Source organism: Streptococcus sp. LQJ-218, assembly GCF_003428885.1.
In the GTDB taxonomy this organism is placed as follows: Bacteria; Bacillota; Bacilli; order Lactobacillales; family Streptococcaceae; genus Streptococcus.
In genome coordinates, this window is sequence record NZ_QQRU01000007.1 from 37,082 (window position 1) to 49,232 (window position 12,151).

Here is a 12,151-nt window from a genome sequence, read left to right on the forward strand (position 1 = left end):
GAAACTAGGATGAAAGAGATTATTGAAAAACTAGCAAAATTTGAGAATTTATCAGGTGTGGAAATGACGGATGTCATTGAGCGTATCGTAACTGGACGTGTAACAGAGGCACAGATTGCTTCTCTCCTCTTAGCTCTTAAGATGAAGGGAGAAACACCTGAAGAACGTACAGCTATTGCCCAAGTCATGAGAGGCCATGCCCAACACATTCCAACTGAAATTCACGATGCCATGGATAACTGTGGTACAGGTGGAGACAAATCCTTCAGTTTTAATATTTCCACAACTGCAGCCTTTGTCTTGGCTGGTGGTGGTGTTCATATGGCAAAACACGGTAACCGCTCCATTTCTTCTAAATCTGGTTCTGCAGATGTCCTCGAAGTTTTGGGCATCAACCTAGACCTCAAACCAGCTGAACTAGGTAAGGTATTTGACCAAACAGGAATCGTCTTTCTCTTTGCCAAAAACATGCATCCAGCTATGAAATACATCATGCCAGCTCGTTTGGAATTGGGAATTCCAACGATTATGAACTTGACTGGTCCTCTGATTCACCCAATGGCCTTGGAAACACAGTTGCTTGGGATTAGTCGTCCAGAGCTGCTAGAAAGTACAGCTCAGGTTTTGAAAAATATGGGTCGCAAACGTGCCATTGTAGTAGCTGGGCCAGAAGGATTGGATGAAGCTGGTTTGAATGGAACAACCAAGATTGCTCTTCTTGAAAATGCAGAAATCACTTTGTCAAGCTTCACTCCAGAAGATCTGGGGATGGAAGGCTACGCTATCGAAGATATTCGTGGAGGCAATGCTCAGGAAAATGCAGAAATTTTGCTCAGCGTTCTGAAAAATGAACCAAGTCCATTCTTGGAAACGACAGTTTTAAATGCTGGTCTTGGTTTCTATGCCAATGGTAAGGCAGATAGTATCAAGGAAGGAGTTGAATTGGCACGTCAAGTGATTGCTAGTGGTAAGGCCCTTGAAAAACTCAGACTATTACAGGAGTACCAAAAATGAGTCAGGAATTTTTAGCACGAATCTTGGAGCAGAAGGCATGTGAGGTCGAGCAGATGGAGCTGGAGGAAATCCAGCCCCTGCGCCAGACCTATCGCTTGGCTGACTATCTAAAACAACACCAAGACCGTTTACAGGTAATCGCTGAAGTTAAGAAGGCAAGCCCAAGTCTGGGAGATATCAACCTCGATGTGGATATTGTGCAACAGGCCCAAACTTATGAAGAAAACGGAGCAGTGATGATTTCTGTTCTGACAGATGAGGTTTTCTTTAAAGGGCATTTGGATTATCTACGGGAGATTTCCAGTCAGGTAAACATTCCAACGCTTAACAAGGACTTTATCATCGATGAAAAGCAAATCATCCGAGCACGCAATGCAGGTGCGACAGTCATCTTGCTCATTGTGGCTGCCTTGTTCGAAGAGCGCCTCAAGGAACTTTACGACTATGCGACAGAGCTTGGTCTGGAAGTCTTGGTAGAGACTCACAATCTAGCTGAACTGGAAGTGGCTCATAAACTTGGAGCTCAAATTATCGGGGTTAATAACCGCAATTTGAAAACCTTTGAAGTTGATTTACAGACTAGCGTAGACTTGGCACAATACTTCAAGGACGATTGCTTCTACATTTCTGAATCTGCCATTTTCACAGGGCAGGATGCAGAGCGAGTAGCACCATACTTTAACGGCATTTTAGTAGGAACGGCTCTCATGCAGGCAGAAGATGTAGCCCAGAGAATCAAGGAGTTGCAGATTGACAAAGGTTAAAATTTGCGGACTATCGACCAAGGAAGCGGTGGAAACAGCCGTTTCAGCAGGAGCGGACTACATCGGTTTTGTCTTTGCACCTAGTAAAAGACAGGTGACTTTGGATCAGGCTTCCGCGTTAGCTGAAATCATTCCTGCAGATGTCAAAAAGGTTGGGGTATTTGTTTCACCAAGTCGGGCAGAACTGCTAGAAGCGATTGACAAAGTTGGTTTAGACTTGATTCAAGTTCACGGTCAGGTAGTGGATGATGTGTTTGAGGATTTGCCTTGTGCCAGCATTCAGGCTGTGCAGGTGGATGGAGAGGGGCATGTCCCCAATTCTCAGGCAGATTATCTACTCTTTGATGCACCTGTCGCTGGGAGTGGCCAAACCTTTGACTGGGGGCAACTGGATACGATTGGATTAACTCAGCCCTTCTTTATCGCAGGTGGGCTTAATGAAGACAATGTCGTAAAAGCAATTCAACACTTTACTCCCTATGCAGTAGATGTATCAAGCGGAGTGGAGACAGATGGACAAAAAGATCATAAAAAGATTAGAAGATTTATAGAGAGGGTAAAACATGGCATATCAGGAACCAAATAAAGATGGATTTTACGGAAAATTCGGAGGACGTTTCGTCCCAGAAACATTAATGACAGCAGTTTTGGAGTTGGAGAAGGCCTATCGTGAAAGTCAGGCAGACCCAAGTTTTCAAGAGGAATTAAACCAACTTTTGCGCCAGTATGTGGGACGTGAAACTCCTCTTTACTACGCAAAAAATTTGACCCAGCATATCGGCGGAGCCAAGATTTATCTTAAACGTGAAGACCTTAACCATACAGGGGCTCACAAGATTAACAATGCCTTGGGACAAGTTTTGCTTGCCAAACGCATGGATAAAAAGAAAATTATCGCTGAAACAGGTGCCGGTCAGCACGGTGTGGCAACTGCAACAGCCGCGGCTCTCTTTAACATGGAATGTACCATTTACATGGGTGAAGAAGATGTCAAACGCCAAGCCCTCAATGTCTTCCGTATGGAGCTTTTGGGAGCCAAGGTTGAGGCAGTGACAGACGGTTCGCGCGTGCTCAAGGATGCGGTCAATGCAGCCCTTCGTTCTTGGGTGGCTAATATCGATGATACCCACTATATCCTTGGTTCTGCCTTGGGACCTCATCCATTCCCAGAAATCGTTCGTGACTTCCAAAGTGTTATTGGTCGAGAGGCTAAACTACAGTACCGTGATTTGACAGGTCAAAATCTGCCAGATGCCTTAGTAGCCTGTGTTGGTGGTGGTTCTAATGCCATTGGTCTCTTCCATCCATTTGTGGAAGATGAGTCTGTAGCCATGTATGGAGCTGAAGCAGCAGGACTTGGTGTGGATACGGAGCACCATGCAGCTACCTTGACCAAGGGTCGTCCAGGTGTTCTTCACGGTTCCCTCATGGATGTGCTTCAAGATGCTCATGGTCAAATTCTTGAAGCCTTCTCTATCTCAGCAGGTTTGGACTATCCTGGTATCGGTCCAGAGCATTCTCATTACCACGATATCAAGCGTGCAACTTATGTGCCAGTGACAGATGAGGAAGCCTTGGAAGGATTCCAACTCTTGTCTCGTGTGGAAGGGATTATCCCAGCCTTGGAATCTAGCCATGCCATTGCCTTCGCAGTGAAATTAGCCAAAGAACTGGGTCCAGACAAATCCATGATTGTTTGTCTATCAGGTCGTGGGGACAAGGATGTGGTTCAAGTCAAAGACCGCTTGGAAGCAGATGCAGCAAAGAAGGGAGAAGCTCATGCCTAAGACACTAACAGAAAAATTAAATGCTATAAAAGCAGCTGGAAAAGGAATTTTCGTTCCCTATATCATGGCTGGAGACCACGAGAAAGGTTTGGTTGGTCTTGCTGAAACAATCCACTTTTTAGAAGACTTGGGAGTCTCTGCCATTGAAGTGGGCATTCCCTTTTCAGACCCGGTTGCAGATGGACCTGTTATCGAAGAGGCTGGCTTGCGCAGTCTAGCCCACGGGACCTCTACCCAGGCTTTGGTTGAAACCTTGAAAACCATTGAGACAGAGATTCCACTTGTCATCATGACCTATTTTAACCCCCTCTTTCAGTACGGTGTGGAGAACTTTGTCAAAGATTTGGCAGATACAGCGGTTAAGGGTTTGATTATCCCAGACCTACCTCATGAGCATGCTAACTTTGTAGAACCATTTTTGGCAGATACAGACATTGCTTTGATTCCTTTAGTAAGCTTGACCACAGGGATTGAGCGCCAGAAAGAGTTGATTGAAGGGGCAGAAGGATTTGTCTATGCCGTTGCCATCAACGGGGTGACAGGGAAATCTGGCAATTACCGTGCAGACTTGGACAAGCACTTGGCACAATTGCATCAAGTGGCTGACATCCCAGTCTTGACAGGTTTTGGCGTATCTAGTCAAGACGATTTAGAACGCTTCAATGCGGTGTCAGATGGTGTTATTGTTGGTTCGAAAATTGTAAAAGCTCTCCACCAAGGAGAGCCGATTGAGGACTTCATCAAACAAGCAGTAGCTTACCAAAAATAATTATACAAGCAGCGAGTAAGAGGAAAGGCACGAAAGGAAGTCTTTCCTTTTTCTTTTGCAGGAGAAAGGCTAGAATCCCTGTCGCAGAAGCAAATTGAATCAAGATGAGCAATTCGGTCGCACTAAAGACGAGAGAGCAGGAAGCTAAAAAGAGAAAATCCCCTGCGCCCATGCGGATATCGATAAAATGAGCCACAATTCCAAGAGCAAGGAAGAAAATCATGACCAGATTCCAACCGGAGCAGACCATTAGGAGTAGATGAAAGACAATCCAGACCAGTAAGGGATATTCCTGATGGCGAAAGTCGTAGATGCCCAAGGTCAAACCAGCAGTGATTAGGATGACTTGCTCCAAGGAAAGTAATTCCCAAGACCAAGCCAGAAAGAGGAGTCCTAAGCCTAGTTCAAAAAGGGCATACCAGACTGGATAAGGAGCCTTGCAGTAGCGACAGCGAAAGCGATTGAGCACCTGCGAGAGAATCGGAATCAAATCTAAGGGACGTAAGCGAGTCTGACAGGAATCGCAGTGGCTAGCTGGACTGATAATGGATTGCTCTGGAAAACGGTCAATGACCAAACCAAGAAAGGAAGCGAGAATGCTCCCGACAAGAAAAAAATAAAAATCAATCATACTTATCTATTCGTAAAAAATGGGAGAAGTAGTATAATGGAGAAACATAGATAAGATGAGGAGGGAAAGATGACAATTCGTTTTGAAGAAAAGGTGAGTATAGAAAATGCTCAGCTCGTATGCCAATGGTCCAACTCCCTTGGTAAATCCTTTCAAGAACAATGGATGGGAACAATGATTCCTTTTCCCTTGACCATTCAAGCCTTGCAAGAGTTGGAAGGAATCTTTTCAATCTTTGAAGGACAAGAGTTTGTCGGGCTTATCCAGAAAATCAGGCAAGAAGACAGCAATCTTCATATTGGAAGATTTTTTATCAATCCCCAGAAACAGGGGCAAGGCTTAGGTGGCCAGGCTTTAAGGAAATTTGTTAGTTTGGCTTTTAAAAATGGAGATATAGTTAGTATTTCTTTAAATGTCTACGAGGCAAATCAAAGAGCTTACAATCTTTACCAAAAAGAAGGTTTTGAGATCGTGGAAATCATTGAAGCACCAAAACGGAAATACATTATGAGAAAGTTGAGATAGAATGCAAAAAGTTTTGATTCCAAAGATATTCTGAATAACAATTACTTTTGATACAGTTTCATATTTTGTTAGGTTTTTATAAACAAAAAAAGAGAACGTTAGTGTACTGACGTTCTCTTTTTTTGTTCTAAAATGATATATAAAGTGTAAACCTTATTTTTCTTCTTTATGAAGCATATTTTTGACACCTTCGATAGCACCTTCTACAGCGTCTTTGGCATCTTCAGCAACTTCTTTTACTTTAGAAACAACTTTTTCAGTTGTTCCTTCTTTTTCCACTTTTTCATCACCGATGGCTTTTCCAACACCTTCTTTAATAGAACCTTTAGCTTGATTTAATTTTTCTTCTACTGACATGATTAATTCTCCTTTTAATTAGATTATTTTACGCGAGAGCTTTCTTGAGCTACTACACCAGTTGCTGCACTTTTAGCGTTTTCGAAACCTTCGCCAACTTTTTCTTGAACAGTAGCAACACCGCTACCAAGACCAGATTTTACTTTTTCAAATTGTTCTGAAGCAAATTCTCCAGTTGATTCAGCAACATCAGATACGCGGTCTTGAAGGCTTACTGAGTCCGCTTCGTATTGTTCTTTAGTTTTGATATCGATAACGTTTACGTTTACTTCAACAACTTCCAATTCAGTCATCTTGCTAACTTCAGCAACAACAACATCTTTGATTTGTTTGTATAGATCAGGAACATTCTTTTGGTATTCAACTACAACGTTAAGGTCAACAGCAACTTGTGACTTCCCAACTTCAACGTTAACTCCATTAGTTACATTATCAGAATTAACAATTTTGTCTTTTAAGTTAGAGAAGAAGCCACCGTCGATTTCCAAAAGACCTGAAATGTTTTCTAGAGATAGGCCGATGATTTTTTGAATTACTTTATCTTCATAAGTAAGTTCACCTTTAACATCTTGAGATACAGCAGTAGAATTTTTCTTTTCTACATTAACATTAGTGTTTTTTTCGTTTGACATAGGAAACTCCTTTATTAAATTATTTATTATTTACTTATTTATTTTCTATATAGATAGTTATTTGTCTATATAGTTGTTTTGGATATACAATCCAGCTGCTACTCCCAGTACTCCTAAAATTAAAACAAATATTGTTTTGAAGAAGCCAAAGGAGACAATCAAACAAGCGAGAAATACGCCTATTAGACCTGCTATAATTGGATATCGATACTGTTTAATCCATTCCATTTCTTACTTCCTTACTTTACTCGACTAGCAGTTTTTTTCTTTTGAGGTTTTGGTTTAGGCTGGTAGTCTTTTACTATAACTTCTAGTTTAACCTGACGCTCAATACCAAAGAATTGCTTCAATCCATTAGCTATTTCATTTTGAATTAGCTGGCATCTGTTAGCGATATTATCTGAAGGAATAACTTTACCTTCTACTTTAACGAAACATTTATTTCTTCGTAAATTTACATGGACAGTTGGATTTTTGATGAATTCATGATCGCTGACCAAACTTCTAACAAAACCTTCGATTGCTGAATTCTTTAATTTCAATGTATCGTTTTTAGTTTCAAGTTGAATTTCCAAATGACGTTTAGGATAAAACAACACAACTAACATTGATAACAAAACTAAAGTTGATAGAGCCACTATCCCCCAGAATACATATCTAGAGAGATAGAATTCAACGAAATGATTCTGTCTCCAGCTAAATAGCTGAATGCCTAGATCACTAACTTGATGATAATCTATCAAAACAGGAAGGAAAATTGTCAAGATTAAAATACAGAAAATAATTAAAAATATTTTCTTTGTTTTTGACATATACAATCCTTTCGATTTAACATTAAACTATTTTTACCTGTCTAATTATTTAAAAATAGTTTATTCTACAAGTAATTATTTTTTACCTGTAAAGAATGATACTATAGTAACAACAATTGCTGCTCCTGCAATAGATGGAATCAAAGCCATTCCAGCTATTGATGGGCCCCAACTACCTAAGAGGGATTGTCCTACAGATGATCCGACTAAACCAGCGAATACATTTGCGACTATTCCCATAGAACTATCTTTCTTAGTGATTCTACCTGCCAAGAGCCCAATAAGACCTCCAGCAATAATTGACCACAACATTGCCTACCCTCCTTTATTATTTTAATATCAAAAAATCAATTATTTTGGTTATTGCCATTATATAATTTTAAAAACCAAAAATATAGTGTTTCGACTTGAATTTGATTCTGTATTCACGCCCTCAATAGACGGTAAAATAAAAAAATTGTTTATATATTTCCTGTTTCGTGTTATTATACGAAATAAAGGATCTTAATAAAAGTCGTTATAGTATGCTATAGCTAGTCTGTATGGTATAATTGCAAGAGGTAAAATTTGATAATTTATAAAGAGAGAAAGATATTCATGAGAGATTTATTATCTAAAAAAAGTCATAGGCAATTAGAATTATTAGAATTATTATTTGAACATAAACGATGGTTTCATCGTTCTGAATTAGCAGAGTTACTAAATTGTACAGAACGAGCAGTCAAAGATGATCTATCCCATGTTAAATCTGCTTTTCCTGACTTGATTTTTCATTCTTCTACTAATGGTATACGCATTATTAATACCGATGATAGTGATATTGAAATGGTTTACCATCATTTCTTTAAGCATTCAACTCATTTTTCGATTTTAGAATTTATCTTCTTTAATGAAGGTTGTCAAGCTGAGAGTATTTGTAAAGAATTTTATATCAGTTCATCTACGCTCTATCGTATTATTAGCCAAATCAATAAAGTGATTAGAAAGCAATTTCAATTTGAAATCAGTCTGACTCCTGTTCAAATTGTTGGAAATGAGAGAGACATTCGTTACTTTTTTGCACAATATTTTTCAGAAAAATATTATTTTCTAGAATGGCCATTTGAAAATTTTTCATCAGAGCCCTTGTCACAACTGTTAGAATTGGTTTATAAGGAAACAAGCTTTCCAATGAATTTGTCAACTCATAGGATGCTGAAGTTGCTCCTAGTTACGAACCTGTATAGAATAAAGTTTGGTCATTTTATGGAAGTAGAGAAAGACTCTTTTAATGATCAAAGTTTGGATTTTTTGATGCAGGCAGAAAGCATAGAAGGTATTGCTCAGAGTTTTGAATCAGAATACAATATCTTGTTAGATGAAGAAGTGCTTTACCAATTATTTGTGTCTTACTTTCAAAAAATGTTTTTCATAGATGAAAGCCTCTTTTTGAAAGGCGTAAAAAAGGATAGCTATGTTGAAAAATCTTACCATCTATTGAGTGATTTTATCGATCAGATGGCAGTCAAGTATCAAATTGAGATTGAGAATAAAGATAATCTGATTTGGCATCTGCATAATACCTCACATTTGCATCGTCAAGAGTTGTCCACTGAGTTTATTTTATTTGATCAAAAAGGGAATACAATCAGGAACTTTCAAAATATTTTTCCTAAATTTGTTTCAGATGTAAAAAAAGAGCTTTCTCACTATTTAGAGACTCTTGAAGTTTGTTCTAGTTCAATGATGGTAAATCATCTATCTTATACCTTCATCACTCATACCAAACATTTGGTGCTTAATCTGCTACAAAATCAGCCAAAGCTGAAGGTTCTGGTCATGAGTAATTTTGATCAGTATCATGCAAAAACCGTTGCAGAGACACTTTCTTATTACTGTAGCAATAATTTTGAACTGGAAGTTTGGACTGAATTAGAGTTATCACTTGATTCTCTAAAAGAATCACCTTACGACATCATCATTTCTAATTTTATTATTCCTCCTATTGAAAATAAGAGACTTATCTATTCAAATAATATAAACACGGTCTCACTCATATCTTTGTTAAATGCCATGATGTTTATTCGATTAGACTAGTGAGTGAAAGAAGACCCCATCCATCTCTAGGGTAGATTTCCTATAGATAGGTGGAGTCTTTTTGAATATTAAAAAAGCTTCATATGATTTATCATGAGAATTGAAAAATACTCATTAAATAGACTCATATGAAACAATTCATTTTTATCATTAGCAGAGTTACTAGTTTCATTCATTTTGGAACTTATTTAAAATAGTATATACCTAGAGGTAAGTATCTGAAGTTGAAAACGAAAGACCTTTTAATCTTTACCAAAACACTTGAAACAGGATGTGTTACAGATTGAATCGAACCCTTTGTCTATCATTGGTTGGCTATGAGAACACGAGTTAGGATACCATCTGCATCACTAAATTCCAACTCTCTTGAGTTTATCCATGTGATTGGCACCCCAACTTCAGGTGTACTCTGGTCAATGACGAGGAGGTCCTCTTTACTTGTAACCTCGATGACATAGTAGGCTAGGCCTGGCAAGTCTTGCTGATGTTTGGCTAGACCTTTTCCGGATCACTCATTCATTGCCAAGTGACGAATTAATTTGTTGTAGTAAGATATGACATAATATTCTCCTTTTTTATTTCTTAAAGCTGAGGACTGTTTTTCCACGTGAGCGACCATTAGCGACTTTGTCTAAGGCGCTATTCACTTCTTCAAATGGATAAACTGTATCGATAGAGGGCTTGATTTTTAATTTACTAAAGAGGTCAGCTACCTCTTGTAATTGAGCGCCATTGCTTTCTACAAAAATGAAATGATAGTGAACGCCATATTTGTCAGCCATCTTATCAAATTTGCGACCGGCTAAGCCAAGAATCATCTGTTTCCATTTTGGTAGATTCATGCGTTTGGCAAAGTCACCATTTGGCATAGCACGGAGGGAAACAAGCTGACCACCTTTTTTCATGATAGACATTTGTTTTTCAGTCTCAGCGCCTCCAAGAGTATCAAGGACATAATCAACCTGGCTAACAGTTTTTGTATAATCCTCTGTTTTGTAATCGATGAAGCGGTCTGCTCCTAGCTTCAATACACGCTCAGCGCTATCTCCAGAACCGTTGGTAATGACCGTCAAACTTTTAGCTTTGGCAATCGGAATAGCCATTCCACCGACACCGCCTGTACCACCAGAGATAAAGATCGTCTTCCCAGCTTGAGCTCCCATGAGGTCAAGAGCCTGCATGATAGTCAAGGCAGTAAGCGGAACAGCAGCAGCTTCCTCGTCTGATAGATAGTCTGGAACCTTGGCTAGGGCTTGGCTATCGACAGCTACGTATTCTGCAAAGGCGCCGATATGATCAAGAGGCAGACGGCCAAAGACACGATCTCCTACCTGAATATTATTAACTTTCTTGCCAATGCTTTCAACGATTCCAACCACTTCATTACCTGCAGTTTGTGGGAGTTTGTAAGGGACGATCATCTTGACTTCTCCTCGGGAAATCATGTTATCGAGAGGATTAACCCCGGCTGCGGTGACTTTGACCAAGACTTGTTTGTCTGTAATACTTGGCTTAGCGATTTCTGTGATGTTTAGTGTGATATTCTTTTTGTTATAAGTAGTATGTTGTGCGGCTTTCATTGTCTTCTCTTTTCTTTTTTAATACGACTAATTATACTTGTATCTAATACAAGTATATGTTGTTTCAGGTAAAACTGACTTGATTTGCTATCAAATCAGTTTCGGACTTGTTTGGCTTGCTTATATAGATTGTCAATGACATCTTCTAAAGTTTGATTTGCTAATTCCTTCTCTAATTGAGATTCGGCACTAGCGAAAAGCGGTGAAACTGCTCCTTGGATATGTTTTCCAACGGGACAATCGGGATTACTATTTTGATGAACAGGAAATAAACTAATGTGATTGATTTCTTGAGTAGCATAGTAGATCTCTAGTAAAGTCATTTTCTTTGGAGACTTACTGAGTTGATAGCCTGTTTTTCCTTGATGTGAAGTAATCAGGTCTGCATTTTTTAATAAGGCAATCACTTTTCGAATGTAACTAGCGTTAGTCCCAACACTAGTAGCTAGTGCTTGAGAACTTAATATTTCCTTGCTTTCACTAATCATTGTTAAGATATGCAAAGCAACTGAGAATTTCGTATCCATCTGAACTCCTTTTTATAAACCTGTATCAGATACAAGAACAAGTATAACATAAATAAAAAGAAAAGCAAGACTTTTGTTTTAAATTCTTTAAAATTTTGAGTGTCATCAGATTAGAGATGTCAGGAAAGGGTGTTCATAAAATTATATCTTTAATATCTGTTGGTAGAAGAGATACGAAAAAAAGTCTTGATTTCAAGGCTTTTTCCTGTTGATTTAGATGCCTCCTACAGGGATTTGGAAAGGACCTTCATATTGACAGTAATTAAAAATATTGAAATATAAGTGATTTTAGGGAAATACTTTTAGGTATTTTCAATGTCATGATTTAAAAATGGGGCAAAAGTGGGGCAAAAACGATTGACTCATAAAGGTTCTTGGCATGAACTTATCTGCTGAATTTGACTATGCACCATGGAATCAAAGTGGCTTTAGACCAAGTGCTCTTTTAAAATATTTTAAGTATAAATACCTTGGTTTTGAACCTCAAGCTGAAAAAGAACTAGAGCAGTTCGAGGTAATGGATACCTTCAAAATAGAGTGAATGAAAAATAATTTGCTTGGATAAAAGACCGTCTTTTAGGCGTTCTTTTGTGATTAAATAAACGTTGGTACATGGGTTTTGTGGTATACTAGTATTAAAATATCATTCAGACTAGATAAGTAAGTATATTTTTCAT

17 protein-coding genes are annotated in these 12,151 nt (G+C 38.7%); 8 read left to right on the plus strand and 9 right to left on the minus strand.

The features are described 5' to 3' along the window. Window positions 1-9: 9 nt before the first annotated feature. Genes trpD through trpA form a run of 5 tightly spaced genes read left to right on the plus strand, consistent with a single transcriptional unit; the run spans window position 10 to window position 4,334 of the window. Window positions 10-1,014 (plus strand): anthranilate phosphoribosyltransferase, encoded by a 1,005-nt coding sequence (gene trpD / locus D2908_RS07035; protein ID WP_117305935.1) that lies wholly within the window; start codon window positions 10-12, stop codon window positions 1,012-1,014. Beyond that, window positions 1,011-1,778 carry an indole-3-glycerol phosphate synthase TrpC gene (gene trpC, locus D2908_RS07040; RefSeq protein WP_117305937.1) on the plus strand — a complete coding sequence of 256 codons (768 nt, stop codon included), beginning with the start codon at window positions 1,011-1,013 and terminating at the stop codon, window positions 1,776-1,778. The genes trpD and trpC overlap by 4 nt, the downstream gene beginning before the upstream one ends. After that, window positions 1,765-2,364, plus strand: a complete 600-nt coding sequence (locus tag D2908_RS07045; RefSeq protein WP_117305939.1) for a phosphoribosylanthranilate isomerase — start codon at window positions 1,765-1,767, stop codon at window positions 2,362-2,364. Before trpC ends, D2908_RS07045 begins: the two co-directional genes overlap by 14 nt. Next, a complete protein-coding gene (trpB, locus tag D2908_RS07050; protein ID WP_117305941.1) occupies window positions 2,342-3,565 on the plus strand; it encodes a tryptophan synthase subunit beta in 1,224 nt (407 codons plus the stop codon). The genes D2908_RS07045 and trpB overlap by 23 nt, the downstream gene beginning before the upstream one ends. Continuing rightward, window positions 3,558-4,334: a tryptophan synthase subunit alpha gene (gene trpA / locus D2908_RS07055; protein ID WP_117305942.1), complete on the plus strand. Its 777-nt coding sequence runs from the start codon at window positions 3,558-3,560 to the stop codon at window positions 4,332-4,334. Before trpB ends, trpA begins: the two co-directional genes overlap by 8 nt. Here the strand turns inward: trpA and D2908_RS07060 are convergent. Beyond that, the gene (locus D2908_RS07060) at window positions 4,306-4,965 is read right to left on the minus strand and encodes an A24 family peptidase (protein WP_117305943.1); all 660 of its coding nucleotides are present in this window, start codon (window positions 4,963-4,965) and stop codon (window positions 4,306-4,308) included. The genes trpA and D2908_RS07060 overlap by 29 nt on opposite strands. A 69-nt stretch (window positions 4,966-5,034) precedes the next feature. Between D2908_RS07060 and D2908_RS07065 the strand changes: the two genes are divergently transcribed. Further along, on the plus strand, window positions 5,035-5,490 hold the full coding sequence (locus tag D2908_RS07065; protein WP_117305944.1) for a GNAT family N-acetyltransferase: 456 nt from the start codon (window positions 5,035-5,037) through the stop codon (window positions 5,488-5,490). Between the two features lie 153 nt (window positions 5,491-5,643). Here the strand turns inward: D2908_RS07065 and D2908_RS07070 are convergent, their stop codons facing one another. The 5 genes from D2908_RS07070 to D2908_RS07090 all read right to left on the minus strand — a co-directional run bounded on the left by D2908_RS07070 (window position 5,644) and on the right by D2908_RS07090 (window position 7,603). Beyond that, window positions 5,644-5,847: a CsbD family protein gene (locus D2908_RS07070; RefSeq protein ID WP_049497560.1), complete on the minus strand. Its 204-nt coding sequence runs from the start codon at window positions 5,845-5,847 to the stop codon at window positions 5,644-5,646. Between the two features lie 23 nt (window positions 5,848-5,870). Continuing rightward, complete coding sequence (locus D2908_RS07075; RefSeq protein WP_117305945.1) at window positions 5,871-6,479, minus strand: Asp23/Gls24 family envelope stress response protein; 609 nt, start codon at window positions 6,477-6,479, stop codon at window positions 5,871-5,873. 57 nt (window positions 6,480-6,536) lie between these two features. Then, a complete protein-coding gene (locus D2908_RS07080; RefSeq protein WP_049497564.1) occupies window positions 6,537-6,707 on the minus strand; it encodes a DUF2273 domain-containing protein in 171 nt (56 codons plus the stop codon). A gap of 11 nt (window positions 6,708-6,718) precedes the next feature. After that, window positions 6,719-7,291 carry an alkaline shock response membrane anchor protein AmaP gene (amaP, locus tag D2908_RS07085; protein ID WP_049497566.1) on the minus strand — a complete coding sequence of 191 codons (573 nt, stop codon included), beginning with the start codon at window positions 7,289-7,291 and terminating at the stop codon, window positions 6,719-6,721. Between the two features lie 75 nt (window positions 7,292-7,366). Beyond that, entirely contained in the window at window positions 7,367-7,603 is a 237-nt protein-coding gene (locus tag D2908_RS07090; protein ID WP_117305946.1) for a GlsB/YeaQ/YmgE family stress response membrane protein, read from the minus strand. 285 nt (window positions 7,604-7,888) lie between these two features. On the opposite strand from D2908_RS07090, the gene mgaSpn reads away from it, so the two are divergent. After that, entirely contained in the window at window positions 7,889-9,367 is a 1,479-nt protein-coding gene (gene mgaSpn, locus D2908_RS07095) for a virulence factor transcriptional regulator MgaSpn (RefSeq protein WP_117305947.1), read from the plus strand. A 304-nt stretch (window positions 9,368-9,671) separates the two neighbouring features. Here mgaSpn and D2908_RS07100 read toward each other — a convergent pair whose 3' ends face one another. From D2908_RS07100 to D2908_RS07110, 3 genes are all read right to left on the minus strand, one after another. Continuing rightward, window positions 9,672-9,842, minus strand: a complete 171-nt coding sequence (locus D2908_RS07100; RefSeq protein ID WP_206269741.1) for a hypothetical protein — start codon at window positions 9,840-9,842, stop codon at window positions 9,672-9,674. A gap of 100 nt (window positions 9,843-9,942) precedes the next feature. Continuing rightward, on the minus strand, window positions 9,943-10,947 hold the full coding sequence (locus tag D2908_RS07105) for an NADP-dependent oxidoreductase (protein WP_117305948.1): 1,005 nt from the start codon (window positions 10,945-10,947) through the stop codon (window positions 9,943-9,945). Between the two features lie 95 nt (window positions 10,948-11,042). Further along, the gene (locus tag D2908_RS07110) at window positions 11,043-11,474 is read right to left on the minus strand and encodes an Rrf2 family transcriptional regulator (RefSeq protein ID WP_084864588.1); all 432 of its coding nucleotides are present in this window, start codon (window positions 11,472-11,474) and stop codon (window positions 11,043-11,045) included. A gap of 379 nt (window positions 11,475-11,853) precedes the next feature. On the opposite strand from D2908_RS07110, the gene D2908_RS07115 reads away from it, so the two are divergent. Continuing rightward, a complete protein-coding gene (locus tag D2908_RS07115; protein WP_240628277.1) occupies window positions 11,854-12,015 on the plus strand; it encodes an antitoxin YezG family protein in 162 nt (53 codons plus the stop codon). Window positions 12,016-12,151: the final 136 nt, after the last annotated feature.

Bases quoted from the DNA above. Each gene is read 5' to 3' on its own strand.
- trpD (WP_117305935.1), top strand. From the start codon at position 10: ATGAAAGAGATTATTGAAAAACTAGCAAAATTTGAGAATTTATCAGGT.
- trpC (WP_117305937.1), top strand. From the start codon at position 1,011: ATGAGTCAGGAATTTTTAGCACGAATCTTGGAGCAGAAGGCATGTGAG.
- trpB (WP_117305941.1), top strand. From the start codon at position 2,342: ATGGCATATCAGGAACCAAATAAAGATGGATTTTACGGAAAATTCGGA.
- trpA (WP_117305942.1), top strand. From the start codon at position 3,558: ATGCCTAAGACACTAACAGAAAAATTAAATGCTATAAAAGCAGCTGGA.
- D2908_RS07060 (WP_117305943.1), bottom strand. From the start codon at position 4,965: ATGATTGATTTTTATTTTTTTCTTGTCGGGAGCATTCTCGCTTCCTTT.
- D2908_RS07065 (WP_117305944.1), top strand. From the start codon at position 5,035: ATGACAATTCGTTTTGAAGAAAAGGTGAGTATAGAAAATGCTCAGCTC.
- D2908_RS07070 (WP_049497560.1), bottom strand. From the start codon at position 5,847: ATGTCAGTAGAAGAAAAATTAAATCAAGCTAAAGGTTCTATTAAAGAA.
- D2908_RS07075 (WP_117305945.1), bottom strand. From the start codon at position 6,479: ATGTCAAACGAAAAAAACACTAATGTTAATGTAGAAAAGAAAAATTCT.
- D2908_RS07080 (WP_049497564.1), bottom strand. From the start codon at position 6,707: ATGGAATGGATTAAACAGTATCGATATCCAATTATAGCAGGTCTAATA.
- amaP (WP_049497566.1), bottom strand. From the start codon at position 7,291: ATGTCAAAAACAAAGAAAATATTTTTAATTATTTTCTGTATTTTAATC.
- D2908_RS07090 (WP_117305946.1), bottom strand. From the start codon at position 7,603: ATGTTGTGGTCAATTATTGCTGGAGGTCTTATTGGGCTCTTGGCAGGT.
- mgaSpn (WP_117305947.1), top strand. From the start codon at position 7,889: ATGAGAGATTTATTATCTAAAAAAAGTCATAGGCAATTAGAATTATTA.
- D2908_RS07105 (WP_117305948.1), bottom strand. From the start codon at position 10,947: ATGAAAGCCGCACAACATACTACTTATAACAAAAAGAATATCACACTA.
- D2908_RS07110 (WP_084864588.1), bottom strand. From the start codon at position 11,474: ATGGATACGAAATTCTCAGTTGCTTTGCATATCTTAACAATGATTAGT.
- D2908_RS07115 (WP_240628277.1), top strand. From the start codon at position 11,854: ATGAACTTATCTGCTGAATTTGACTATGCACCATGGAATCAAAGTGGC.